The sequence below is a fragment of the Aeromonas piscicola genome, assembly GCF_000820005.1.
In the GTDB taxonomy this organism is placed as follows: domain Bacteria; phylum Pseudomonadota; class Gammaproteobacteria; order Enterobacterales; family Aeromonadaceae; genus Aeromonas; species Aeromonas piscicola.
The window spans coordinates 26992-52886 of record NZ_CDBL01000090.1 but is presented as its reverse complement, the minus strand read 5'-3'; the positions used below and the strand labels follow the sequence as shown (position 1 = coordinate 52886).

Sequence of the window (25895 nt, the reverse complement as noted above, 5' to 3'; positions counted from 1 at the left end):
GCAGGCCTTTTTCATTTCCCATGGCTTAATTTGGCAGCGCCAGCGGCTCGGCTTTACCGATGGGAATGGCGCGAGGCTTGAGCGCCTCCGGCAGTTCGCGAGCCAGATCTATGGTCAAGAGGCCATGTTCCAGTTTGGCGCCCTGCACCTCCACATGCTGGCTCAATTTGAAGGCCAGCTCGAAGTCACGCTCGGCGATACCCTGATGGAGGAACTGACGCTCACCGGCAGCTGCCTTGCGCCCCTTCACCTTGAGGGTGCCGTTTTCGGTCTCCAGCTCCAGCTCCTCGCGCTCGAAACCGGCCACCGCGACCGTGATGCGATAGCCATCGTGATCGCGCTTTTCGATGTTGTAAGGGGGATAGGCCACCGCCTTCTGGTCAAACAGGCCTTCCAGCTCACGGGCCATCCGCTCGAAGCCGACGGCATTGGAATGGAGATGAGAAAAATCGAGGTTACGCATAATCCTATCCTTCTAATAAGCAACAGGTTTCAATTTCCACAGGCCCGCCATCGGCACCCGGGAAGCTTGGTAAAATGTGTGGCGAGGTCTGGCGTCAGCCGTTGATCTCGATCTTGCGCGGCTTCATGGCCTCGGGCACTTCACGCACCAGTTCGACGTGCAGCAGACCGTTTTTCAGGTCGGCACCCTTCACCCGTACATAGTCAGCCAGCTGGAAGCGACGCTCGAAACCCCGCTCGGCTATACCCTGATACAGGTAGTTGCGGTCGGTCTCGGCCTGCTTGCTGCCCTTCACCGTCAGCAGGTTTTCCTGAAAGCTCAACTCCAGCTCTTCCTGGGTAAAGCCCGCCACCGCCATGCTGATGCGGTAGTCGTTGTCACCCAGCTGCTCTATGTTGTAGGGGGGATATCCGGCATTGCCATTGCTGGCCGCAGATTCGATGAGATTGGCCAGACGATCGAAACCGATGGCAGAACGATAGAGCGGAGAAAAGTCGATAGAACGCATAGTATTACCCTCTTGTGAGCGATAACGGATGGTTTGCCCTCCTGTCGGACGGGCGTCCGGTCGAAACCTCTGTCGAGCGTTCCGGCCTTGTTACCTATATAGGGTCCGGCTTTTTGCTTTCAAGGGCGAGAATCAAAGAAATTTTTCGAGTTTGTCCAGCACACAATCGTATCGTTCAGCTGGCCCGATAGGATCGATAATCGACCCGCGGGCCACTCATGGCTCCCCGCATCCCCCGTCATACTGGTTGCACACCTCGCCGCTATCACGGAGCTACACAATGCAGATTACCCAGGTTCGCAACGCTACCCTGCTGATCGACTACGCCGGCACCCGCTTTCTGATCGACCCCATGCTGGCAGCGAAGGGCACACTGCCCGCCTTCGCCGGAACAGCCAACAGCCACCTGCGCAACCCCTTGGTCGAGCTGCCTCTCCCCCTGGCGGAGATACTCGATGTGGATGCGGTGATCGTCACCCACGATCACCTGGACCACTGGGACCCGGTCGCTCAGCAGCAGCTCCCCAAGCATCTCCCGCTATTTGTACAACATCAGAAAGATGCCGACACCATCTGCGCCAGCGGTTTTACAGATGTGCGCCTGTTGAGCGAGCAGGCCGAATTTGCCGGCATCCGCCTGCAACAAACCGAGGGGCAACACGGCAACGATCAGGTCATGGCTGTGTTGGCCGAGCGGCTGGGTGAGGTGTGCGGTGTGGTCTTCTCCCACCCGCAAGAGAAAACCCTCTATCTGGCGGGTGATACCGTCTGGAACGAGATGGTCGCACAGAGCCTGCGGCAACACGGGCCTGAGGTGATCATCCTCAACTGTGGCGATGCCCAGGTGCCGGGGCTGGGCTCCATCATCATGGGCAAGGAGGATGTGCGGGCCGTCTATCAGACCGCGCCACAGGCCACCCTGATTGCCAGCCACATGGAGGCAGTCAATCATGCCGTGCTGTCACGCAAGGAGTTGCGCGACTATCTGGCCGAGTACGGCATGGCGGATCGGGTACGGGTGCCGGAAGATGGCGACACGCTCTCGCTGTGATGGCTGGGGCCGTGCATCCGCATGGCCCTTCGGCTTTCAGCTGCCAGCGCTTATCATGGTTGCTCATCGCGCAAAAAGGAGGCCAGCGTCATGCCCATCCCGAGAGTTGCCATCGTGGCCTTCGACCACTTCAGCCCCTTTCACTGCTCAGTGCCCTGCCTCATCTTCGGCGACATACTGCCGGGTCAGCCCCTGTTCGAACTCAGGCTCTGTGCCGGGGATGGCAAGGCCAGCTCGCACTCGACACAGGGATTCAGCATCCAGGCGCCTCACGGGCTGGAAGCCCTGGCCGAGGCGGACATCATAGTCATTCCCTTCTGGCGCGACCCGGCAGAACGCCCGGCCCAGCCACTGCTGGATGCCCTGATGGCGGCTCATGCCAGAGGGGCCCAGGTGGTGGGACTCTGCCTCGGCACCTATGTGCTCGCCTATGCCGGCTTGCTCAATGGACGCAAGGCCTCGACCCATTGGGAGTACGAGCAGGATTTCCTCCGCCGCTTTCCCTGCGTGCGGCTCGATACCAACGCCCTCTATGTGGATGACGAGGGGCTGGTCACCTCGGCGGGCACAGCTGCCGGACTGGATTGTTGCCTCTATCTGGTACGCCAGCACCATGGCAGTGCCATCGCCAACCAGGTGGCACGACGGCTGGTGATCCCGCCCCACCGGGAAGGTGGCCAGGCCCAGTTCATCCAGCAGCCGGTCTCTGCCTCTACCCGGGATGCCAGGATGAATCAGCTGCTCGATCACCTGCGAGCCCACCTGCCGGAGCCGCATACCCTCGACAGCCTGGCGGCCCACAGTCTGATGAGTCGTCGCACCTTTACCCGCCGCTTTCATCAGGCCACCGGCCTCTCCGTTGGAGAGTGGCTGCTGATCGAGCGCCTCAGGCGCTGCCAGGAGCTGCTGGAAGCCAGCACCCATCCCATAGAACGCATCGCTGAACTGGTGGGTTTCAAGACAGCCACCTCACTGCGCCAGCATTTTCGGGCCCGCTTCGAGGTTTCGCCGAGCGAATGGCGGCGATCTTTTCGTGGCAGCAGGGAATAAGCCTCACACCTCACCCTGTTCCGGCTCGCCCAAACATGGCACCCTAACCGCAGATCCCAAGGAGCCATGCCATGTCCCGTTCCGAACGCCTGCTGGCCCTGCTCCAGCTGTTGCGCGGTCACCGTTACGCCATCACAGGCACAGAGCTGGCCAGCCGGCTCGGCATCAGCCTGCGCACCCTCTACCGGGACATAGCGACCCTGCAGTCTCAGGGGGCGCATATCGAGGGTGAGCCCGGTATCGGCTATGTGCTGCGCCCCGGCTTCATGCTGCCACCGCTGATGTTCAGCGAAGAGGAGCTGGAAGCCCTGGTGCTGGGCTCCCGCTGGGTGGCCGAACACGCCGACAGCGCCCTGAGTGCCGGAGCCCGCAGTGCGCTGGCCAAGATAGAGGCCGTGCTGCCCGCCGAGTATCGCCAGCAGCTCCATGCCAACACCCTGCTGATCGGCTCATCCCGCAGCGACGCCTGCACCGATGAGGCCCCCCTGCGCAGTGCCATCCGTCAGCAGCGCAAGATAACCCTGAGCTACCGCGATCTGAGGGAAGCGAATTCCGAGCGCACCGTCTGGCCATTTGCCCTCGGCTATTTCGAGCAGGTGCGAGTCCTGGTGGCCTGGTGCGAGCTGCGGCAGGACTTTCGCCATTTCCGGGTGGATCGCATCAGCCGGCTGAAGCTGGAGGAGATCGGCTATCCCAAAGGCCGGGCTATCCTGCTCAAGGAGTGGCGCGCCACCCAGCAGATCCCGCAACCACAATTCATTGCTGACAGAAACTGACAGCAGGTAGCGCCATGCTGACGGGGTCGGCGCAGATGCGCCATCCCCAAAACAAGGAGCGTCACCATGCTTGTCCCCCAGTTCACCATCCTCTATGTCGCCAATCCGGCTCGCAGCACCCGCTTCTATCGCGAGCTGTTTGGTCGCTCGCCAGTGGAGGAGTCCCCCACCTTCGCCATGTTCGTGTTCGAGTCTGGCGCCAGGCTGGCGCTCTGGTCCAGTGCCACGGTTGAGCCCAAGGTCACGCAAGGAGCCGGTGCCATGGAGCTGGCCTTCCCTCTGCCAGATGATGCCAGCGTCGATGCCGAGTTTGCGAAATGGCAGGCTCGTGGCCTCACCATCACCCAAACGCCGATCCGACTGGAGTTTGGCTACACCGGCATGGCACTCGATCCTGATGGGCATCGGCTGCGTCTCTACTGCCTGGCACCCGAACTGGGCACATGATAAACAGCCACAAGGGTTTGGTTGGCAATGGTCGGAGGGCGCGATGTTTCACGTGGAACATCCATAACGAGCCGAGATAATCTAGGGCCCGGGGATAACGCAATTCCGCTGACTACATATGTAAAAAAGCCGCTCACAAGGAGCGGCTTTTTGCTGTCTGACTGACTACGTCGATTAGACGTCGAGGTTGGCGACCCGCAGGGCGTTGGTCTCGATAAAGTCACGACGAGGCTCGACTGCATCACCCATCAGGGTGGAGAAGAGCTGGTCGGCACCAACGGCATCGTCGATGGTGACGCGCAGCATGCGGCGCGCTTCCGGATCCATGGTGGTTTCCCACAGCTGGTCCGGGTTCATCTCGCCCAGCCCTTTATAGCGCTGGATGTAGATGCCGCGCTTGCCTTCGCTCATCAGCCAGTCGACCGCTTCCACGAAGTTGGCAATCGGCTTGACCTTCTCGCCACGCTTGATGAAACCACCTTCCTCGATCAGGTTGGCAATCTCCTTGCCCAGTGACACGAGCTGACGGTACTCACCGGACTGCAGGAAGTCGTAGCTGATCGCGTATTCACGGTCGACCCCGTGCTGACGCACCACTGCGTGCGGCACGAACAGACTACGCTCTTCGTCGCGGCGAACCTGGATCTGGTACTGGATACCATGGTTGCTCTCGTTGAGCACGGCTTCCATCCCCTGGCACCAGGCCAGCAGATCGCTTTCGCTGGCCAGCAGGGTTTCGTTCAACTCAGGCTGATAGATCAGCTGGGTCAGCACGGCATCCGGAGCGCGGCGGGACATGCGAGTGATCAGGTGAGACACGGCGCGGTGCTGGTTGACCAGACGCTCCAGTGCCTCGCCACCGATAGCCGGCGCAGACTCGTTGACATGCAGGGTAGCACCATCCAGCGCCATGGCGGTCTGGTACTGCAGCAGCGCATCTTCGTCTTTCAGATACTGCTCCTGCTTGCCCTTCTTGACCTTGTACAAGGGCGGCTGGGCTATGTAGATGTAGCCACGCTCGATGATCTCCGGCATCTGACGATAGAAGAAGGTCAGCAACAGGGTACGGATGTGCGCACCATCGACGTCCGCATCCGTCATGATGATGATGTTGTGGTAACGCAGCTTGTCCGGGTTGTACTCGTCACGACCGATACCGCAGCCCAGGGCTGTGATCAGGGTGCCCACCTCTTGCGAGGAGATCATCTTGTCGAAACGGGCCTTCTCCACATTCAGGATCTTGCCCTTGAGCGGCAGTATGGCCTGGTTCTTCCGATTGCGACCCTGCTTGGCGGAGCCGCCAGCAGAGTCCCCTTCCACTATGTAGAGTTCGGAGAGGGCCGGGTCTTTCTCCTGACAGTCGGCCAGCTTGCCGGGCAGGCCGGCGATATCCAGCGCACCCTTGCGGCGGGTCAGCTCGCGGGCCTTGCGCGCCGCTTCACGGGCACGGGCCGCATCGATGATCTTGTTGACCACTATCTTGGCATCGCCCGGGTTTTCCAGCAGGAACTCGCCGAGCTTCTCACCCATCGCCTGTTCAACGGCGGTCTTCACTTCGGAAGAGACCAGTTTGTCCTTGGTCTGGGAGGAGAACTTGGGATCCGGCACCTTGACCGAGATGACCGCAATCAGACCTTCACGCACGTCGTCGCCGCTGGCGGCCGACTTGGCCTTCTTGCTGTAATCCTCTTTGTCCATATAGGTATTGAGGGTACGGGTCAGCGCGGTACGGAAACCCACCAGGTGAGTACCACCATCCCGCTGCGGGATGTTGTTGGTGAAGCAGTAAACCCCTTCCTGATAGGCATCGTTCCACTGCATGGCGACTTCGACGCCGATGCCGTCCTGCTCGGTGGAGAAGTGGAACACCTTGGGATGGATCGGGGTCTTGTTCTGGTTCAGGTATTCAACGAATGCCTTGATACCGCCCTCGTAGCAGAAATGCACCTCGCGGCCGTCCCGCTCGTCCTGCAGACGGATGGAGACACCGGAGTTGAGGAAGGAGAGCTCGCGCAGACGCTTGGCCAGGATCTCGTAGTGATACAGGGTATCGGTGAAGATGATCGGGCTCGGCCAGAAGCGCACCTCGGTACCCGTGCCGCTGCTGCTGTCGCCAATCTGCTTGAGCGGTGCCTGCGGCTCACCCAGGTGGTAGGTCTGCTCGTAGACATGACCGTTGCGACGTATGGTCAGCAACAGCTTGTCAGAGAGGGCGTTAACAACTGAGACGCCCACGCCATGCAGGCCGCCGGACACCTTGTAGGAGTTGTCATCGAACTTACCGCCGGCGTGCAGCACGGTCATGATGACCTCTGCGGCGGAGCGGCCCTCCTCCTCGTGCATGTCTACCGGGATACCCCGGCCGTTGTCACGCACGGAAACGGAACCGTCGGAATGGATCTTGACCAGAATATCGGTGCAGTAGCCAGCAAGAGCCTCGTCAATGGAGTTATCGACGACCTCAAACACCATGTGGTGCAGACCTGAGCCATCATCCGTATCGCCGATGTACATCCCCGGGCGCTTGCGGACCGCATCCAGGCCCTTCAGTACCTTGATATTCGAGGAGTCGTAAGTATTTTCACTCATAGCTTACTCTCTGCCTTCTCTAACGTTTCGGAGATCTTGCCTTGTTCCACGTGGAACAACTTGCAGTCATTCGCATCCATCATGTCTGCGAGCTGACCGGTATCGATGGCGGTGATAAACACCTGGGACGCACACTGCTTCAGCCTTGCGGCCAGCAAGCGGCGCTTGTCGACATCCAGTTCAGAGGCAAAATCGTCAATTAAAAAAATACAGCCACGGCTGCTATGTTGATTCAAATAGAGCCCTTGGGCCAGTCGCATGGCACAGACCAACAACTTCAGCTGACCCCTGGACAAAATATCCTGAGCGGGCACACCGTTCGCCTTGAGTCGCACATCAGCCTTCTGTGGGCCTACCCCTGTGTAACCCAGCGAACGATCCCGCTCAAACCCCGCCTCCAGCAAGTCGCCGAGGGGAGTCTCTTTCTCCCAGCCCCGATAGAAACCGAGACTGATGTCGAATTCCGGCAGAAAATCTGCCGTCATCTCCTTGATCAGGGGCGTAATGGCCTGACAATAGCTGGCGCGAAACTCGGCCAGTTCACCCCCGAGCCGCACCAGCTCCTGATCCCAGAACGCCAGCTGGCGATACTGGCTGCTCTGGCGCAACAGCGCATTGCGCTGTTTCAACAGACGCCGCACTCGTCCCCACAGGGAGAAAAAGGTCGGTTCCTGATGGAAGACACCCCAGTCCAGCCAGGCCCGGCGAGCCTGGGGCCCACCCGTCAGCAGGTTGAAGCCATCGGGATGGATCAACTGCACCGGCAACAGCTCGGCCAGATCGGCCAGTCGCTGGGCCTGGGCCCCGGCGATCTTGAGCTGGGTCTCGCCACTCTTGTCCTTGGCGAGTCCGATGGGCACCTGACGCCCCTCCAGCTCGCACTGGGCAAACAGGGTAAAGGCCCGCTCCCCCTGGCGGATGACCCGCCCGGTCAGGTGAGTACGAAAGGAGCGACCGAGACCAAGGTAGTGAATGGCTTCCAGCACGCTGGTCTTGCCGCTGCCATTGCACCCGACCAGGATATTGAGGCCGGGGGACAGCTTGAGACTGGCCTGCTGGATATTGCGAAAGTCGCTGAGCTGGAGTTTGACCAGGGCCACGACTAGATCCGCATCGGCATCACCACGTACTGAGCATCCTGATGATCAAAATCCTCAATAATGGCACTGCTGATGGAATCGCTCAGGCTAATCCGAATTTGGTCACATTTTAACGTATTCAGCACGTCCAGCACATAAGAGACGTTGAAACCTATCTCCATCTCGCTGGCCTCGTATTGTACGTCAAGCAGCTCTTCGGCTTCTTCCTGTTCCGGGTTGTTGGCGGTAATGCGCAGCAGGTTTTCCTGCAGATTGAGACGCACCCCACGGAATTTCTCATTGGAGAGGATGGCCGCGCGGGCAAACGCCTGACGCAGATCCTCACGACCGGCGATCAGGGCCTTGTCGCTGTTGCGCGGGATCACCCGACGCCAATCCGGGAAGCGACCATCTACCAGCTTGGAGGTGAAGATAAAGCCGTCCAGCGCAGCGCGCAGGTTGCTGCGACCGATCTGCAGCCGTACCGGCTTGTCTTCCGCTTCCAGCAGACGCACCAGCTCAAGCACACCTTTACGGGGCAGGATAACCTGATGATCGGGCAGCGATTCTTCCACTACCTCACGACGGCAGGTCGCCAGACGGTGACCATCGGTCGCAACGGTACGCAGGCCGTGGCCCTCGCTCTCGAACAGCATGCCGTTCAGGTAGTAACGCACGTCCTGGCTGGCCATGGAGAACTGGGTGGCATCGATCAGCTTCTTCAGCTCCAGCTGGCCTATGTCGAATTCGAGCACGGATTCCCAATCCTCGATATTCGGGTATTCGCTGGCCGGCAGGGTCGACAGGTTGAAACGGGAACGACCGGAACGGATGATCAGGCGCTCGCCTTCGGTGTTGAGGCGGATATCCGCCCCTTCCGGCAGACCGCGGCAGATATCCAGCAGCTTGCGCGCCGGCACCGTGGTACGGCCATCCTGGCTCTCATTATTGAGATAGACCTGGCCTATCATCTCAACTTCCAGGTCAGTCCCGGTCAGCGACAGCAGACCCTGGCTGACATCAAGCAGGACATTGCCGAGGATCGGCAGGGTCGGCCGGCCACCCAGGGCACCGGACACCAGTTGCAGAGGACGTAACAGGGCCTCACGGCTAATTTCGAGCTGCATCTGTGCTCTCCGTTGTTATCGGGACGAAAGGATTCGAATCAGGTTGGAATATTCGCGCTGCATCTGTCCACTCACCGTTGTTATCAGGAGGAAAGGGTTCGGATCAGGTTGGAATAATCTTCCTTGATGTCGTGGCTCTCCTCCTTCAGCTGCTCGATCTTGCGGCAGGCATGAAGAACGGTAGTGTGGTCACGGCCACCAAAGGCATCACCTATCTCCGGCAAACTGTGGTTGGTCAGCTCCTTGGCCAGTGCCATCGCCAGCTGACGTGGACGGGCAACGGAGCGTGAGCGGCGTTTGGACAGCAGATCCGCCAGCTTGATCTTGTAATACTCCGCCACCGTCTTCTGGATGTTGTCTATGGTGACCAGCTTCTCCTGCAGCGCCAGCAAGTCCCGCAGCGCTTCGCGCACGAAATCTATATTGATGGCACGACCGGTGAAGTTGGCGTTGGCGATCACCCGGTTGAGGGCGCCTTCCAGTTCACGGACGTTGGATCGCAGACGCTTGGCGATGAAGAAGGCCACTTCGTCAGGCAGATGGATCTGGTTCTCGTCTGCCTTGCGCATCAGGATGGCGACGCGGGTCTCCAGCTCCGGCGGCTCGATCGCCACCGTCAGGCCCCAGCCGAAGCGAGACTTGAGGCGATCCTCGACACCGTTGATCTCCTTCGGATAGCGATCCGAGGTCAGGATGATCTGCTGGTTGCCTTCGAGCAGCGCGTTGAAGGTATGGAAGAACTCCTCCTGGGAGCGCTCCTTGTTGGCGAAGAACTGGATGTCATCGATGAGCAGGGCATCGACGCTACGGTAATAACGCTTGAACTCTTCAATGGCGTTATTCTGCAGCGCCTTCACCATGTCCTGCACAAACCGCTCGGAGTGCATGTAGATGACTTTGGCGTCTCTCTTGCGCTCCTTGATGGCGTTGCCAACGGCGTGCAGCAGGTGGGTCTTGCCCAGGCCGGTGCCGCCATAGAGGAACAGAGGATTGTAAGCGCCACCCGGGTTGTCGGCTACCTGACGGGCAGCCGCGCGGGCCAACTGGTTGGACTTGCCCTCGACGAAGTTCTCGAAGGTATAGTTCACGTTGGTGTTGCTTTTGTGGTTCGGCTCAGGCTTGGCTTCAGCCTTGCTTTCCCAGCTCTTCTGCAAGTTATTCACAGGCGCAGCACCCCGCGCCGGCGCTCTTGCGATCGCAACGGGATGGGGACGATTACCTATATCAAAACGCAGGGTGGGGCCATCGACCCCACAGAGTTCATTGATGATGCCGTTAACCCGGATGAGATACTTGTCTCGTACCCAGTCCAGAACAAAGCGATTCGGTGCATACAGGGTCAGAGTATTGTCACTCAACTCCGCTTGAAGCGGCCGGATCCACATGCTGAATTCTGCCGAGGGCAACTCATCTTGCAGCCGGTTAAGGCACTGCTGCCATAGCGAAGCAGTCACTCTAAACTCCCGTCAATTGATTAACTAAAGACCGGCTATTCTACGTTTTTAGCGGCTGGATCTCTAGCCGCCACCTCGCGGATCCAGCAAATAAGATCCTTGACTTTCAAGGATCCAGCACCGATGGATCTGATTTCATCCCCAAAGTTACCCACAGCCTGATCCATCCTGGATGGCACCAAAGATCCAGACCTGAACCGGTTATTTTATATAACCAAATATCATTTATTCTTTGGCTTTTATTCCAATAACATCAGCGCAAATCCAGTGATTACAACTAAAAATACAGAACAACAGAGAGAGGAATCCCATGACATCATCCATCAAGCTGGTCTCCGGTGCCGCCATTCTGCTGGCAGCCCTGTCCGGTCAAGCCATCGCCCAGGAAACCATCAAGGTCGGCATGTCCGGCAAGTATTTCCCGTTCACCTTCGTCAAGCAGGACAAGCTGCAGGGCTTCGAGGTGGATATGTGGAACCAGATAGGTGAGCGCACCGGCTACAAGGTCGAGTTCGTTACCGCCAGCTTCTCCGGCCTGTTTGGCATGCTGGAAACCGGCCGCGTCGATACCATCTCCAACCAGATCACCATCACCGACGAGCGCAAGGCCAAGTACGCCTTCTCCCAGCCCTACGTCTATGACGGCGCCCAGATAGTAGTCCGCAAGGGCAACAGCACCATCCACGGCATCAAGGATCTGGAAGGCAAGACGGTCGCCGTTAACCTGGGTTCCAACTTCGAAGAATTGCTGCGCAAAAACGATCCGAACAAAAAGATCGATATCCGCACCTATGACTCCAGCTTCGAGCAGGATGTCGCCCTGGGTCGTATCGATGCTTTCGTGATGGACCGCGTCTCCACCGCCCAGCTGATCAAGGAATCCAAGCTGCCGCTGCAACAGGCTGGCGCACCGTTCGAGACCATTGAGAACGCCCTGCCCTTCCTGAAGACGCCTGAAAAGCAGGCTCTGCTGAAGAAGGTCGACGACGCCCTGACCGCCATGCGCAAAGATGGTGCCCTGCGTCAAATCTCCGAGAAATGGTTCGCAGCTGACATCACCGACAAATAAATGATGGAATTTGACCTCGAGTACACCCTAGGGCTGTTCCCCATCCTGCTCAAATACCTGAGCACCACGATGGAAATGGCCCTGTGGGGATTCGTCTTGGCACTCGTGCTGTCGCTGACCCTGGCGATAGTACGGGTGTTTCACATCCCCGTTATCCACTGGCTGGCGATGCTCTATATCTCGTTCTTTCGAGGTACGCCCCTGCTCGTCCAGCTGTTCCTGCTCTACTACGGACTGCCGCAACTGTTTCCCGTCTTCGTGGGAATGGATGCCTTTACCGCCGCCATCGTCGGTCTGACCCTGCACTTCGCCGCCTATATGGCCGAGTCGATCCGTGCCGCCATCCTGAGTATTCACAAGAGTCAGATGGAAGCGGCGCTCAGTATCGGCATGAGCCGCTATCAGGCTATGCGGCGGATCATATTGCCGCAGGCGGCCCGCATAGCGACCCCGTCGCTGATGAACTACTTCATCGACATGATCAAGAGCACCTCGCTGGCGTTCACCCTGGGAGTGGCCGAGATCATGGGCAAGGCGCAGATGGAAGCCTCCTCCTCCTTCAAGTTCTTCGAGAGCTTCATGGCGGTGGCCCTGGTCTACTGGGTGGTGGTCATCATCTTCACCCGCTTGCAGCACCTGCTGGAAGTGCACCTGAACCGAGCCTATTAAAGGAAGTCTGCGATGATCAAATTAACCGGCCTCTCCAAGGCATTTCACGGCAACAAGGTGCTCAACAGCATAGATCTGGAAGTCAGGAAGGGGGAGATAGTGGTCATTATCGGCCCCTCCGGTACCGGCAAGTCGACTCTGCTGCGCTGCCTGAATCTGCTTGAGACACCGGATGCAGGCACCCTTGCCATCGATGATCTGCAGCTGGATCTGGCAAACGCCAGCGAGCAGCAGGCCATAGAGCTGCGCAAGCGCGCCTCCTTCGTGTTCCAGAACTACGCCCTGTTCGCCAACAAGACGGCGCTCGACAACATAGCCGAAGGGCTGATCACCGTCTGGAAGCAGCCAAAGGCAGAGGCCCGCGCCACAGCCCTCGGCATCCTCAAGGACATAGGGCTTGCCGACAAGCAGGATGCCTACCCGGCGTCTCTCTCCGGCGGTCAGCAGCAACGGGTCGGCATCGGCCGCGCCATGGCGGCTCACTCCAAAGTCATTCTGTTCGATGAGCCCACCTCGGCCCTCGACCCCGAGTGGGTCGACGAAGTACTTGGCCTGATGAAGGAGCTGGCACGCCAGCACCAGACCATGGTGGTGGTGACCCATGAGATTGAATTTGCTCGTGATGTTGCCGATCGGGTGATCTTCATGGAGGGGGGCCGGATCGTGGAACAGGGCCCGCCGGATCAGATATTGGTCGATCCCAAGGATCCCCGCACCCGGGAGTTCTTGCGAAAAGTACTTAAATAGCTCTCTCTTTGGCGGCCTGGCCGCCTTTTTTATTGGAGGATCCTTGTTTAACCCCGGGTTGCCAGTATAATCCGGAGCCCTTGATCCTCTGGATCCTGTCAGCTTCTCCTGCTTATTGATGAGTCAGGACAAGATGAGAGGGAACGGCGGATTGACTAAAAGCCGAACTCTGTTTAGAATTCGGCCTCTTTTGCTAGTCGTCACACGCTATAGCTGGCGCGTCGGCTAAGTGTGACAATCAAAACTGTACAGAAATACGGAATCGAATCATGAAACGTACTTTTCAACCGTCCAACCTGAAGCGCAAGCGCTCTCACGGTTTCCGCGCCCGCATGGCAACTGCCAACGGTCGTAAAGTTCTGGCCGCTCGTCGTGCCAAGGGTCGTGCCCGTCTGGTAGTTTAATGCCAACGCCGCACACCTTCTCTCGGGAGTTACGTCTGTTAACTCCCGAACACTTCAAACGCGTTTTCGCCGAGCCTGTCCGGGCCGCTTCTCCGCAAATTACTCTTCTCGCCTGTCCCAATACCCTCGAACATCCCCGTCTTGGCCTCGCTGTGCCCAAAAAAGCACTCAAGCGTGCCGTCTGGCGTAATCGTGTCAAACGAGTGGTCCGGGAAAGCTTCCGTCTCAATCAAGCCAACCTGCCCGCTATCGACATAGTCGTGATCGCCAAGGGCGGCGTCAAAGAGATGGATAACGAGGAGCTGTTCAAGTTACTGGAAAAGCTATGGCGCACTCTGTCACGCCGTTGCAATGGGTAGCTGTCAAACTGATACGCCTGTATCAGCTAATCATTAGCCCTCTGCTCGGGCCGCGCTGCCGTTTCACGCCAACTTGTTCCCAATTTGCGATAGAAGCAATCCGACTTCACGGTTTCATAAAAGGCGTTTGGTTAGCCAGCAAACGTCTATTAAAATGCCATCCCTTATCCGAGGGTGGTTATGACCCGGTTCCGCAACCAAAGCGAAGAAACTGAAGACTATGGAATCACAACGCAATCTCATCCTGATCGGTTTGCTGTTCGTGAGCTTTCTGCTCTGGCAACAGTGGGAGTCTGATAAGGCTCCGAAGCCGGCCCCGACTACCGTGGCCCAAACCGAACATTTCGTACCTGAAGCCGGTCAGACCGGTGATATTCCTCAGGTTTCCGAGCAAGCCAACGCGAACGCCGCACGCAAGCTGATCACCGTCTCCTCCGACGTGCTCAAGCTGACCCTGGACACCCAGGGCGGTGATATCGTTTCTGCCGAGCTGCTGGCCCACAAGCTGGAAGAAGGCAAGGATCAATCCTTCGTCCTGCTGACCAGTCAACCTGACCGCCTCTATGTCGCCCAGAGCGGCCTGGTAGGTCGCGATGGTCCTGACAGCCAGGCCCAGGGGCGTCCCACCTATGAAGCCACTCAGACCAGCTACCAGCTGGCCGATGGTCAGGATCAAGTCGTCGTGCCGATGACCTGGACCGACAGCAAGGGTGTGGTCTTCACCAAAGAGTTCGTGCTCAAGCGCGGTGACTATGCGATTGGCGTCGATTACAAGATCGACAACAAATCCGCCGAGCCGGTCCAGGTGCAGTTCTACGGTCAGCTGAAGCAGACCGTGACCACGCCCAAGGATCAGGAAGGTCACGCCATGGTAGCCAGTGCTTACCGTGGTGGCGCCTTCTCCAGCGAAGAGAGCCGCTACAAGAAGTACACCTTCGACGAAATGAAGGATGCCGACCTGAACAAGACCACCAAGGGTGGTTGGGTCGCTATGCTGCAACACTACTTCGTCTCTGCCTGGGCACCGAATGCCGACGATACCAACAGCTTCTACAGCCGCGTGATCCCTGGTAAAGACCAGGCCATCATTGGCTACAAGGCGCCGCTGGTAGACGTGGCTGCCGGCCAGCAGACCGAAGTGGCCAGCAAGCTGTGGGTGGGTCCCAAGCTGCAAGACCAGATGGCCAAGGTGGCAAACCACCTCGACCTGACCGTCGACTACGGCTGGCTCTGGTTCATCGCCCAACCGCTGCACTGGTTGCTGACCGTGTTCCACGGTTTCGTCCAGAACTGGGGTCTGGCCATCATAATGCTGACCCTGCTGGTACGCGGCATCATGTTCCCGCTGACCAAGGCCCAATACACCTCCATGGCCAAGATGCGCATGCTGCAGCCCAAGCTGGCCGCACTGCGTGAGCGCTTCGGTGACGATCGCCAGAAGATGTCTCAGGGCATGATGGAGCTGTACAAGAAGGAGAAGGTCAACCCGCTGGGTGGCTGCCTGCCTATTCTGGTCCAGATGCCGATCTTCATCGCCCTGTACTGGGCCCTGATGGAATCCGTTGAGCTGCGTCACGCGCCGTTCACCCTGTGGATCACCGACCTGTCGGTGAAGGACCCCTTCTTCGTGCTGCCAATCCTCATGGGTGCTTCCATGTGGTATCTGCAGAAGATGAGCCCGACCACGGTGACAGACCCGATGCAGCAGAAAGTGATGCAGTTCATGCCGATCATCTTCACTTTCATGTTCCTCTGGTTCCCGGCTGGCCTGACTCTGTACTGGTTGGTGAGCAACGTCATCTCCATTACCCAGCAGACCATCATCTATCGTCAGCTTGAGAAGAAAGGGCTGCATACCCGCACCTGATCTTCCCCCTGATGACAAAAGAGGCGGCCTTCGGGCCGCCTTTTTTATTACAATGTCCCCAATTACCGAACATACGAGCCAAGCAAGATGACAACAGATACGATCGTGGCCCAGGCCACCGCGCCCGGCCGTGGCGGCGTTGGCATAGTCCGGGTCTCAGGCCCCGCCGCCGAACAGGTCGCCGAGATAGTGCTCGGCAAGCTTCCCCGGATCCGTTATGCCGAATATCTGCCGTTCAAGGATGAGCAAGGCCAACCGCTGGATCAGGGCATAGCCTTGCTGTTCAAAGCCCCTAACAGCTTCACTGGCGAAGATGTGCTGGAGCTGCAAGGTCACGGTGGCCCCGTCATCATGGACATGCTGGTGCGCCGTATCCTGCAAATAAAGGGGCTGCGCCCTGCCCGTCCCGGCGAGTTCAGCGAGCGCGCCTTCATGAACGACAAACTGGATCTGGCCCAGGCAGAAGCCATCGCCGATCTGATTGAAGCATCCAGCGAGCAGGCCGCCCGCAGCGCCATGCACTCCCTGCAGGGGCAGTTCTCCAGCAAAATCCAGCAACTGGTGGAGAGCCTGATCCGGCTGCGCATCTATGTGGAAGCCGCCATCGACTTCCCGGACGAGGAGATCGACTTTCTCTCCGATGGCAAGGTGGCAGGCGATCTCTACGCCATCATGGCTGAGCTGGACGGCGTGCGCAGTGAAGCCAAACAGGGCGCCCTGCTGCGGGAAGGGATGAAAGTGGTGATCGCCGGTCGTCCCAACGCAGGCAAATCGAGCCTGCTCAACGCCCTGGCCGGACGCGAGTCAGCCATCGTCACCGAGATCGCCGGCACCACTCGCGACGTGCTGCGCGAGCACATCCATCTGGATGGCATGCCGCTGCACATCATAGACACCGCCGGTCTGCGCGATACCCAGGATCAGGTGGAAAAGATCGGCATCGAGCGCGCCTGGGCCGAGATAGCGCAGGCCGACCGAGTGCTCTTTATGGTGGATGGCACAACAACCGATGCGATCGACCCGCGGGAAATTTGGCCGGAATTTGTTGATCGGTTGCCAAAAAACATCGGCCTCACGGTAGTACGCAACAAGGCAGACCTGACCGGCGAAGATCTGGCTCCTCGCAGTGAGCTGGGCCACGCCGTCTACCGCATCTCCGCCAAGACAGAACTGGGGCTGCCCGCCCTGCGCGAGCACCTGAAAGCCTGCATGGGCTTCCAGGGCAACACTGAGGGGGGCTTCATGGCTCGCCGCCGCCACCTGGATGCGCTGGAGCGCGCCGCCGAGCGGTTGCTGGTGGCCAAGGATCAGCTGGAAATCTATGTCGCCGGGGAACTGGTGGCCGAAGAGCTGCGGCTGGCGCAGGAGTCCCTGTCCGAGATCACCGGCGAGTTCAGCTCTGACGATCTGCTGGGCCGCATCTTCTCCAGCTTCTGCATCGGTAAATAAACCGGTACGACAGACAATGAAAAGCCCGGGTTCATTCCGGGCTTTTTTGTGCGTTTTTTATCCTCCAACCTAGAGCCGGCGCAGGCACCACATGAAGTAAGCGCCCCCTAACAGGGTGGAGACCAGCCCGACCGGCACGTCCTGCGGGAACAGGATCTGCTGGCCGATCCAGTCCGCCGACACCATCAGCAGGGCGCCGGAAGCGGCGGCACCGAGCAGGTGCCAACGGGCCCGCACCAGTCCCATCAGCTTGGCCATGTGCGGGGCCAGCAGACCAACGAAGGAGAGCGGCCCCACCACCAGGGTGGCGCTGGCGGTGAGCACGGCCACCAGCAGCAGTATGGCGAGCTGGGCCCGGTTGAGGCGAATGCCCAATGCGGTCGCCAGCGCCGACCCCATCGGCAGCAGATCGAGCCAGCGGCTGATGAGCAGGCAGGCTGCCAGCATCAATACCGCCAGTGCCACCAGCCCATAGGCCACCGGCAGGGTAACGTAATAGGTGGAGCCGGACATCCAGGAGAGCAGCTGCAGCACCCGCATGTCGCCGTTGGCCAGCGCTATGGCCTGCAGCGGCTCGAACAGCGCCGTGATGGCGATGCCGGACAGCAGGATCCGCTCCGGCTGGAAGCCGTGCTTGCGGTTGACCAGCACCAGCAGCAAGAGACAAGCGAAGGCGCCGAGCAGGCCGCCCAACAGCATAATGGGCAACGGCAAAGCCGGCAGCAGCAAGGCCGTCGCTATCACCCCCATAAAGGTACCGCCGCTCACCCCCAGTAGTTCCGGACTCGCCATGGGGTTGTTGCTGACCCGCTGCAGCAGGGTGCCCGCCAGCGCCAGCAAGACACCGGCGGCGCCGGCCGCCAGAGTGCGCGGCAGCCGCCACTCCAGTTGGGCCTGCCACCTGAGCCAGCTCGGCCAGCTCCAGCCAGCCATCCCCTGCCCGACCAGCAGGGAGCCTATGATGGCGAGCCCCAGGCCGAGCAGCAGCAAGGTGAGCAGCCGAGTCGGGGCCGGATGCCGTGCGACCGACAGGCCGCTTGCCCCCTTAGGCGCGCCGGACTTCAGGGCCAGCCGCGGGATCAGCCAGAGCAGCAGCGGCGCCCCCAGCAATGCCGTCATGGCACCGGTCGGGATCAGCACGGGCCAGACATTGCTCAGGGTCTGCAGCAGCAGATCGGTGGCCGTCAGCAGCAGAGCCCCCAGGATTGGCCCCCATAACAGCCGTTGGCCGAGCTGACGGATCCCCAGCAACCGCACCATGGCTGGCGCCGCCAGCCCGATGAAACCGATCAGCCCCACCACGCTCACCACGCAGGCGGTGACAAATACCGCCAAGCCAAGCCCCGCCAGTCGCAAGTTTTGGAGGGAGACCCCCAGACTGCGGGCGCTGGCATCATCCAGCTCCAGCACCGCCAGCGGGCGCACCAGCACAGCCGCCAGCCCCCCCGCCACCAGCAGCCGTGGCAGCAGGTAGCTCACTCCGCTCCAGCTGTTCTGGGCCAGGGAGCCACTGCCCCACACCAGCAGCCCCTTCAGCTCCTCCTGAAAGAACAGCAAGAGCCCCATGCTGATGGCCGCCAGATAGAGGTTAATCACCAGTCCCGCGAATACGATGACCACAGGATTGAGCTGACGGCGCCAGGCCAGGGCGAACACCAGCGCCATGGCGAGGCTGCCACCGGCCATGGCGATCCACTCCCGCCCCAGCAGCAGCCAGGAGGGGGCAAACAGGGTCACCATCATCAACGCCAGCTGGGCACCGGAGGCCACCCCCAGTGTGGTCGGCGAGGCGAGCGGGTTGCGCAGCACCTGCTGCATCAGGGTGCCGGCCAGACCGAGGGCGGCTCCGGCCAGCAGGGTCACCGTCAAGCGGGGCAACCAGCTGAAATGGACCACGGCTTGACGGGCATCATCCAGATTGGGCGCAAAGAGGGTCTGCCACCAGAGCGCACCCGGCACCTGGCTGGCCAGCTCCCAGCAAGCGAGCGAAAGGGTCAGCCCCAGCAGGATCAAGGCAGGCCGCAGCAGCGGGGATGGGAATAAATGTTTCATTGGCTATCTCCGCTGGCATCCTTCTGCAATGCCTCGTTGAGCAGGCTAGCAAAGCGGCGGGCGGCGAGCACACCACCGAAGCTCCAGACCGCGGGCAGATGCAGTACCGGGGCCTGCTGCACCAGCGGCAAATGCTGCCACAGGCCGGGCTCCTGCAGCCGCTCGCTCACCCCGACCGGGATGGGATCCACCACCACCAGCCGCGCGGCTGGCAGCGCCATGAACTGCTCTATGCTGGCCACCGAGAAGCCCCAGGCATTGGTCTCTCCCTGCCAGGCATTGCGCAGGCCGAGTCGCTGCATCACGGCCTCGAACAGGCTGTGGCGGCCGAACACCCGCACATGGCGCTCATCGATAAACTGCACCACCAGCAGGGGCGGCAGCTCCACCGGCAGGGTCTGTTTCATCTGCTCGAGATCCCGATTCAAATCTGTCAGCAGCACGTTCGCCTCGGCCGTTTTGTTCACCAGCGCAGCTATGGTCAGGGTCGCCTCATGGAGCCGCTGCCACAGATCGGTTTGCGGATCATAGAGGGCGATGGACTGCACGGGGGCGATGCGGGACAGGGTCGGCGCCAGCGGCGCCGCCAGCGGGGAGATGAGGATGCGATCGGGTTTCAACTCGGCCAGCAGCTCGCGATTGGGTTGAGCCCGCAGGCCTATATCCACCACATCGGCCGGCAGCAGCGGCTCGCCGACCCAGGCGCGGTAGGCGCTGACATCCCCCACCGCCAGCGGGGTCACCCCCAGCGCCAGCAGGGTTTCGGCTATGGTCCAGTCGACGGTGGCAATCCGTGGTACCTGTGTGTGCTCACTCGGCCGAGCGGTATCGGTGGTGGCACTCTGGCTCGCCGGACTGGCCTGCAATCCCAATGGAGCCAGCAGGCAGAGCAGCCAGCCAGCCCTTTTCAATGAAGATATCAAGATAGCTGTCCCGGCTAGATGATGGCGATGGCATGGGCATGAGCCGGGTGGCGCATGACCTCCATCGGGATGCCATGGTACATGGAGTGCAGGGTCTCGCCAGTCTGCAGTGATATGGGTACAAATAAACTCATCGGGATAACAAGCCTTATCTAAACGATGGCGATGGCGTGGTCATGGGCCGGGTGACGAATGACCTCCATAGAGATGCCATAGATGGCGTGCAGGGTCTCGCTGGTCATGATCCGCTCTGGCTCGCCATGGGTAAGCAGACGACCCGAGTGCAGCGCCACCAGCCGATCGCAGAAGCGGGAAGCCATGTTGATGTCGTGGATGACTATGATAACGCCGAGGTTGAGCTGACGGCTGAGTTGCCTGACCAAAGTCAGCACCTCCACCTGATGGGCCACATCCAGCGCTGCCAGCGGCTCGTCCAGCAAGATGAAGCGGCTCTCCTGCGCCAGCAGCATGGCCAGCCAGACCCGCCCCCGCTCGCCACCGGAGAGGGTATCCACCAGCCGATCGGCAAAGCGTTCGGTATGAGTGAGGGCGATGGCCCTGTCGACCTGACGCTGATCCTCCGCCCCCATCCGGCCAAGCAGGCCGCGCCAGGGATAGCGGCCCATCTCCACCAGCTCGCGCCCGAGCAGGTTCTCGGCACTCGGCAGATGCTGGGGCAGATAGGCCACCTGACGGGCGAAGTCCCGGTTGCCCCACGCTTGCAGCGGCTTGTCATCGAACAGGATCTCACCCTCGCTCAGGGGCTGTTGGCGCGCCAGCAACTTGAGCAGGGTGGATTTGCCGGAACCGTTGTGGCCTATGAGGCCATAGACCTGTCCCTGCTCGAAACGCAGGTCAGTGGGGTGCAGCAACTGGCGGTCGTTTACCGCGAAGCTGGCGGCTTTCATCTCAAACATAAGCAATTCCTGTGCTGGCCTGATGCCAGTCTCATCGGGGCCGGCATCAAGCCGGCACCTCGCAATCCAGATGGGCGACGGCATCCTGGCTGACCTGCTCGCGCCGTTCACCGGTCAGCTCGGTGAGCTGGCCCTGGCGCATCTCTAGCAGACGATCGGCCAGCGGGAAGTAGTGATCGTCGTGGCTGATGGCGATCACCGTCTTGCCCATTGCCTTGAGGCGCGGCAGCAGCAGCTGATAGAAGATGCGGCGGAACTGGGGATCCTGATCCGCAGCCCATTCATCAAACAGCATCACCTCGCGCTGCTCGGCCAGTGCCAGCAGCAGGGCGACCCGCTTGCGCTGCCCCTGGGAGAGGTCGATATCGGCGATAAAATTGTCCTCTATGGCGAGCTTGCTGCCCATCTGCAACCGATCCAGCCACTCGGCCACCAGCTCGGCCTTGGGCTCCGGCCCCAGCAAATGCTGGAACAGGTGATAGTCGGTGAAGATGGCGGAGAAGAGCGCCAGATAGGCGTTGCGATCCGTGACGGGTTCACCATCCAGCAGGATCCGGCCCGACACAGGCTGATAGAGACCGGTCAGCAGCATGGCAAGGGTCGACTTGCCGGAGCCGTTGCCACCTATGATGAAGACTTGCTCCCCCCGCTCGATCACCAGATTGATGGGGCCCACCGCGAAGCCACCCTCCCCCTGATAGTGAAAGCTCACCTGCTCCAGCTGGATGCGTTGCCAGGCATGGGGTGCCGGTGGCAGCGGGAAGTCGGGATCCGGCTCGGCCAGCGCCAGTGCGGCTATCTTGTCGAACGCCACCTGGGCGGAGAGCAGAGTCGGCAGGGCGCCAATCCCCTGCAACAAAGGGGTGCGCAGGAACAGCAGGGTCAGCGCGAAGGTGGCGGCCACATTGGTGTTGGCCCAGCCGAGGCCATTGGCCAGGAAGAAGACCAGGCCTATGGCCCCCAGCATCATGATATTCGACCAGTTCACCGCGCTCAGGTGATAGGTGTCGGCGCGTATGATCTGCTGGCGATAGTCACGGGCGTTCTGCTCATAGAGCTGGTGGTAGACGAAATGGGCCCGCTCGCGGTTGAGCGCCAGCTCCTTGCTGCCGGCTATGATGGCCTGATAGTTCTGGTAAAGGCGATCCTCCGCCTGACGCATATGGGAGAGATGGCGATAAACACGGTTCACCAACAGCCAGCCCACCACCATGGTGACTGTGACCCAGAGTGCTGTGACGCCGAGCAGGGCCGGTGAGAGCCAGCCGAGATAGAGGGCTGAGCCCAGGGTGAGCACCAGCCCCTGCACCAGCTCGGGCAGGCGCACGAAGGCGATGGTGATCTGGCCTATGTCGCTGGAGAGGGACGCCAGCAGCGGCCCCTGGCCAAGCTGGCGAATGCGGGCGACATCGGTATCCAGCAGTTGCTTGAGCAGACGGCCCCGCAACCGGTAGACAAAATGATGACCGAGTGTGGTCAGGCCCAATTGAGAGCCGAGAGTGATCACCAGCAGCAACAGGATCAGGCCAAGCAGTTGGCCAAGTACCGGCAGCGGATCACCGACGGATTCGACAAGAGAGTGATTGATAAAGGCAATGACACCTATCCCGCTCACTGCGCTGAGCAGGCTGAGCAGGGTAATGGCAATGAAGGGCCAACGATATTGGCGGTAAACCAGAGACAAGAGTTCCATAACGGACCGGTATTCTAGAGATATGCCAGAAGCAATGTGCAGGGAAAAAGGAGGGTGGGAGCCTGGGCCCCCACCCTCCTCTATTACCAGCGGTAGTTGATGCTGCCCACTACGCTACGCGGCTCACCGTAGTAGCAGTAGTAGTCACAGCTCGCCACATAGGTATCACCCAGCAGGTTGTTGACGTTGAGCTGGGCTCGCCAGTTCTTGGCAAAGTCATACCCGATCATCGCATCCCACACGGTATGGGCCGGTACCTGGGCCGAACCATAGATGGGGGTGTAGTCCGCATTCACGGCACCTATGCCGACACTGGAGCCGACATAACGCACGCCGGATCCCAGTTCCAGACCAGAAACCGGCCCCTGCTGCACCTTGTAGTTGCCCCAGAAGGAGGCCTGGTGGCGCGGGATCAGGCTGGCACGGCGATCGCCCTTGCCGGTGTCGTTGGTCTTGGCATCGGTATAGGTGTAAGCGGCGGTGAGACGCAGTGCCTCCGTGGCCTGCACACTCCCCTCCAGCTCGACACCCCGGGAGGTCACTTCGCCGGCCTGGGTCTGCTGGCCTGAACCGGTGGAGACCAGCGAGTTGGTCTGCTCCAGATCGAACAGGGCCATGTTGATGTAGCCGTCGAGGAAGCTGGGCGCGTACTTGACGCCAGTCTCATACAGGGTGCCCTTGAGCGGCTTGTAGGACTCGCTGGTGTTGGGATCGATCCCGGGCAACACCTCGAACGACTCGGCGTAGGCAATATAAGGAGAGAGACCGTTGTCGGCCAGGTACATCAGGCTGCCGGAGAGGGAGAGCTCGTGATCATACTGCTTCTCGTTCTTGCCCTTGGCTTCGCTGATGTTGTGGGTCTCCACGTAGTCGAAGCGACCGCCGCCGGTCAGCAACCAGCGATCGTCCCAGCGAACCTGGTGCTGGGCGTAGAGGCCGCTCTGGCCCTTGGTGCTCTTCTGATGGGTGGCTGTAGATTCATCAAAACCGGGGAAGCCGCTGTAATCCGGGTTCATGGTGTTGATGGAGCCCATGCCGTAGTTGTCGGCTTCCTGGCCTTCATTGATGTGACGCTGCAGATCCAGCCCCAGCAGCAGGGTCTGTTCCGTGCTGTCGGTGTTCCAGTACCCCACCATCTGGTTGTCCATGGTGGCACTCTTGGTGTTGCCATCCCGGTAGACCAGACCGCGGAAGGCGGTGGTGCCTTCATAGGTCGGGAAGATATAGGTCTGACGCAGCAGCAGATCGTTGTAGTTGAAGCGGACGTTCTGCTTGAACTCCCAGGTCTGGTTGAGCTGGTGGGCCAGCTCGTAACCGGTGGAGATCTGGGTATTGCGGTTGCGATCGTAATCCGGCTGGCTCAGGTTGGTGGAGGGATCGATCTGTCCACCGCTGGTATTGAGGGTGCCGTAAACCGGGAAGAAGCCGTTGGTCGGCACCCCTTCGTCGTGCAGCAAGCTGGCCAGCAGGGTCAGGCTGGTGCGATCCGAGAGATCAAAGGTCACGCTCGGCGCCAGATAGACGCGATCGTTGTAGGTGCCATCCAGCACGCCATCACGCTCTTTATAGAGGGCAACCATGCGGTAGCGGCTGTTGTCGGTCAGCGCATCAGAGACATCCACCCCGATCTGGCGATGATCCCGGCTGCCCAGCTGCAGATCCAGCAGCCCCTGCGGGGTGGCGGTCGGCCGCTTGCTGATGGCATTGATCACGCCGCCGGGAGGCGCCTCGCCGTAGAGGATCGAGGCCGGCCCTTTCAGCACTTCCACGCTCTCCAGGCCGAACGGCTCGGGTGTCCAGACATAGTAACCGGTGCCGAACAGGCGGTTGCCGTCCAGATAGGAGGCGGCATCAAAGCCGCGCACTTTGAACCAGTCGGTATTGTTGTCGGAGCCATAGAGGCCGGTGAGCACACCGGAGCGGTAGCGCAGGGACTCGTCAAGCTGCTGCACGGCGCGCTGATCCAGATCCTCGCGATTGACCACGGAGACGGCGCGAGGCGTCTCGGCCATGGGCACTTCCACCTTCATGGCAGTGCCGGTGACCACCATGGTTTCGCTGGCCTTGGGCAGTTCTTTCGGTTGTTCAGCCAGCACTTGCAGGCTTGCCAGCAGGCAGGAGAGCGGCAGCAGATGCTGTGCCCCTCTCTTTCGCATCGCTGCGATTGGGGTGTTTTTTTGCACAATCATATAAGTGTCTCAAATATCAATGAGTTGTTTCTGGTTTCTTATTATTGGTGCCCGGTCATGCCGGTCGGCCCGGTTCCTCAGGCGAATAAAGCAGCGTCATGCTACTACAGGAGCCATGATCGAATCGATTCAATAATTGCCAATCATTTGCATATGCATTGTTACTTAACGTATCAAACAGACGGCTTTTGGGTAGAAGAGAAGGGGAGCAGACGGGGACATCTCTGCTAAAAAGATCGGAGGAAAGAGGAAAGCGAGGGATCCAGCTCTATATAAGAAAAGAAAAGAGGATCCATTATCCCTAAGCTTTATCCATATTTATCCACACCCTTTGACGGTAGAATCCGGGTTCCGCATTTTTCAGGATCCATTCCATGGCCAAACTCAATCTCGTCGTCGGCTCCATGCTGGGCGCCGCCGAATATGTCGCAGACCACGTCGCCAACCTGCTGGAACAGGCAGGCCATCAGGCCGAGATCCACAATCCGGCCACGCTGGACGAGGTGCTCGCCGAGCCGGACGCCATCCTGCTGGTGGTCACTTCCACCCACGGCGCCGGCGATGTGCCCGACAACCTGCAACCCTTCGCCAAGGATCTTGCCGAGCAGCATCCGGATCTTAATGCCTTGAAATATGGAGTGATCGCCCTCGGCGACAGTAGTTATGACACCTTTTGCCAGGGTGGCAAGACGCTGGATCGGCTGCTGGCCGAGTGCGGTGCCAGCCGGATCGGGGATCGTCTCGACATAGATGTCACCCAGCACGAGATCCCGGAAGATGCAGCAGAAGCCTGGATCCAGGGCTGGATGCCGTTGATCGCCTGATCAGGGTCTGGGAGATCCGGCAGAAAAGCCTTGATCTCCCCGTTTATCCCCAGATCGCTATCCACCAGGTTATTAACAGATTGATCCTGACGACTTGTTCTACATGGTTACCCACAACGACCGGGGGTAATGTGCATAACTACCGTGTAAAGCTCTGCAAAACCTATAGTTATCCATGTATGAGATCCA

At 60.0% G+C, this 25895-nt stretch carries 24 protein-coding genes; 13 read left to right on the top strand and 11 right to left on the bottom strand.

The genetic code is table 11. The annotated features are described in order from the left end of the window. Nucleotides 1-25: 25 nt before the first annotated feature. Together BN1128_RS23635 and BN1128_RS23630 are read right to left on the bottom strand one after the other, a co-directional pair. Nucleotides 26-463 (bottom strand): Hsp20 family protein, encoded by a 438-nt coding sequence (locus tag BN1128_RS23635; protein ID WP_042873535.1) that lies wholly within the window; start codon nucleotides 461-463, stop codon nucleotides 26-28. Nucleotides 464-557: 94 nt separating this feature from the next. Then, nucleotides 558-971, bottom strand: coding sequence for an Hsp20 family protein (locus tag BN1128_RS23630; protein WP_042873533.1), 414 nt, complete (start codon nucleotides 969-971; stop codon nucleotides 558-560). Between the two features lie 280 nt (nucleotides 972-1251). On the opposite strand from BN1128_RS23630, the gene BN1128_RS23625 reads away from it, so the two are divergent. The 4 genes from BN1128_RS23625 (at nucleotide 1252) to BN1128_RS23610 (ending at nucleotide 4295) form a co-directional block, all read left to right on the top strand. Then, the gene (locus BN1128_RS23625; RefSeq protein ID WP_042873531.1) at nucleotides 1252-2022 is read left to right on the top strand and encodes an MBL fold metallo-hydrolase; all 771 of its coding nucleotides are present in this window, start codon (nucleotides 1252-1254) and stop codon (nucleotides 2020-2022) included. Between the two features lie 90 nt (nucleotides 2023-2112). After that, nucleotides 2113-3072, top strand: coding sequence for a GlxA family transcriptional regulator (locus tag BN1128_RS23620; RefSeq protein ID WP_042873529.1), 960 nt, complete (start codon nucleotides 2113-2115; stop codon nucleotides 3070-3072). A gap of 71 nt (nucleotides 3073-3143) precedes the next feature. Next, nucleotides 3144-3848 (top strand): helix-turn-helix transcriptional regulator, encoded by a 705-nt coding sequence (locus BN1128_RS23615; protein WP_042873527.1) that lies wholly within the window; start codon nucleotides 3144-3146, stop codon nucleotides 3846-3848. Between the two features lie 66 nt (nucleotides 3849-3914). Then, nucleotides 3915-4295 carry a VOC family protein gene (locus BN1128_RS23610; RefSeq protein ID WP_042873526.1) on the top strand — a complete coding sequence of 127 codons (381 nt, stop codon included), beginning with the start codon at nucleotides 3915-3917 and terminating at the stop codon, nucleotides 4293-4295. Nucleotides 4296-4469: 174 nt separating this feature from the next. Here BN1128_RS23610 and gyrB read toward each other — a convergent pair whose 3' ends face one another. The 4 genes from gyrB to dnaA form a co-directional block, all read right to left on the bottom strand. Next, nucleotides 4470-6884, bottom strand: a complete 2415-nt coding sequence (gyrB, locus tag BN1128_RS23605; protein WP_042873525.1) for a DNA topoisomerase (ATP-hydrolyzing) subunit B — start codon at nucleotides 6882-6884, stop codon at nucleotides 4470-4472. After that, entirely contained in the window at nucleotides 6881-7984 is a 1104-nt protein-coding gene (gene recF / locus BN1128_RS23600; RefSeq protein WP_042873523.1) for a DNA replication/repair protein RecF, read from the bottom strand. Before recF ends, gyrB begins: the two co-directional genes overlap by 4 nt. A 2-nt stretch (nucleotides 7985-7986) precedes the next feature. After that, the gene (gene dnaN, locus BN1128_RS23595) at nucleotides 7987-9090 is read right to left on the bottom strand and encodes a DNA polymerase III subunit beta (protein WP_005319542.1); all 1104 of its coding nucleotides are present in this window, start codon (nucleotides 9088-9090) and stop codon (nucleotides 7987-7989) included. Between the two features lie 83 nt (nucleotides 9091-9173). Continuing rightward, entirely contained in the window at nucleotides 9174-10544 is a 1371-nt protein-coding gene (gene dnaA / locus BN1128_RS23590) for a chromosomal replication initiator protein DnaA (RefSeq protein WP_042873521.1), read from the bottom strand. Between the two features lie 310 nt (nucleotides 10545-10854). On the opposite strand from dnaA, the gene BN1128_RS23585 reads away from it, so the two are divergent. From BN1128_RS23585 to mnmE, 8 genes are all read left to right on the top strand, one after another. After that, complete coding sequence (locus BN1128_RS23585) at nucleotides 10855-11613, top strand: amino acid ABC transporter substrate-binding protein (RefSeq protein WP_005319547.1); 759 nt, start codon at nucleotides 10855-10857, stop codon at nucleotides 11611-11613. Further along, nucleotides 11614-12282: an amino acid ABC transporter permease gene (locus BN1128_RS23580; protein ID WP_156140675.1), complete on the top strand. Its 669-nt coding sequence runs from the start codon at nucleotides 11614-11616 to the stop codon at nucleotides 12280-12282. It abuts the gene before it with no gap. A 12-nt stretch (nucleotides 12283-12294) separates the two neighbouring features. After that, a complete protein-coding gene (locus BN1128_RS23575) occupies nucleotides 12295-13029 on the top strand; it encodes an amino acid ABC transporter ATP-binding protein (protein ID WP_005319551.1) in 735 nt (244 codons plus the stop codon). Between the two features lie 269 nt (nucleotides 13030-13298). After that, the gene (rpmH, locus tag BN1128_RS23570) at nucleotides 13299-13433 is read left to right on the top strand and encodes a 50S ribosomal protein L34 (protein WP_005307156.1); all 135 of its coding nucleotides are present in this window, start codon (nucleotides 13299-13301) and stop codon (nucleotides 13431-13433) included. Continuing rightward, nucleotides 13433-13792: a ribonuclease P protein component gene (gene rnpA, locus BN1128_RS23565; protein ID WP_042037151.1), complete on the top strand. Its 360-nt coding sequence runs from the start codon at nucleotides 13433-13435 to the stop codon at nucleotides 13790-13792. The genes rpmH and rnpA overlap by 1 nt, the downstream gene beginning before the upstream one ends. Continuing rightward, nucleotides 13759-14007: a membrane protein insertion efficiency factor YidD gene (yidD, locus tag BN1128_RS25050; RefSeq protein WP_010635605.1), complete on the top strand. Its 249-nt coding sequence runs from the start codon at nucleotides 13759-13761 to the stop codon at nucleotides 14005-14007. Before rnpA ends, yidD begins: the two co-directional genes overlap by 34 nt. A 5-nt stretch (nucleotides 14008-14012) precedes the next feature. Beyond that, a complete protein-coding gene (gene yidC, locus BN1128_RS23560) occupies nucleotides 14013-15659 on the top strand; it encodes a membrane protein insertase YidC (protein ID WP_042873517.1) in 1647 nt (548 codons plus the stop codon). 87 nt (nucleotides 15660-15746) lie between these two features. Beyond that, nucleotides 15747-17108 carry a tRNA uridine-5-carboxymethylaminomethyl(34) synthesis GTPase MnmE gene (mnmE, locus tag BN1128_RS23555; RefSeq protein WP_042873515.1) on the top strand — a complete coding sequence of 454 codons (1362 nt, stop codon included), beginning with the start codon at nucleotides 15747-15749 and terminating at the stop codon, nucleotides 17106-17108. Nucleotides 17109-17177: 69 nt separating this feature from the next. Here the strand turns inward: mnmE and fhuB are convergent, their stop codons facing one another. From fhuB to BN1128_RS23530, 5 genes are all read right to left on the bottom strand, one after another. Continuing rightward, entirely contained in the window at nucleotides 17178-19160 is a 1983-nt protein-coding gene (fhuB, locus tag BN1128_RS23550; protein WP_042873512.1) for a Fe(3+)-hydroxamate ABC transporter permease FhuB, read from the bottom strand. After that, nucleotides 19157-20071, bottom strand: a complete 915-nt coding sequence (locus BN1128_RS23545; RefSeq protein ID WP_042873510.1) for an ABC transporter substrate-binding protein — start codon at nucleotides 20069-20071, stop codon at nucleotides 19157-19159. The genes fhuB and BN1128_RS23545 overlap by 4 nt, the downstream gene beginning before the upstream one ends. A 164-nt stretch (nucleotides 20072-20235) precedes the next feature. Further along, nucleotides 20236-21000: an ATP-binding cassette domain-containing protein gene (locus BN1128_RS23540; protein WP_042873508.1), complete on the bottom strand. Its 765-nt coding sequence runs from the start codon at nucleotides 20998-21000 to the stop codon at nucleotides 20236-20238. 46 nt (nucleotides 21001-21046) lie between these two features. Beyond that, the gene (locus BN1128_RS23535; RefSeq protein ID WP_042873506.1) at nucleotides 21047-22693 is read right to left on the bottom strand and encodes a multidrug ABC transporter permease/ATP-binding protein; all 1647 of its coding nucleotides are present in this window, start codon (nucleotides 22691-22693) and stop codon (nucleotides 21047-21049) included. Nucleotides 22694-22776: 83 nt separating this feature from the next. After that, a complete protein-coding gene (locus BN1128_RS23530) occupies nucleotides 22777-24882 on the bottom strand; it encodes a TonB-dependent siderophore receptor (RefSeq protein WP_042873505.1) in 2106 nt (701 codons plus the stop codon). Between the two features lie 374 nt (nucleotides 24883-25256). Here BN1128_RS23530 and mioC point away from each other — a divergent pair, with 374 nt between their 5' ends. Continuing rightward, entirely contained in the window at nucleotides 25257-25706 is a 450-nt protein-coding gene (gene mioC, locus BN1128_RS23525) for an FMN-binding protein MioC (RefSeq protein ID WP_042873502.1), read from the top strand. The last annotated feature ends 189 nt before the right edge of the window (nucleotides 25707-25895 follow it).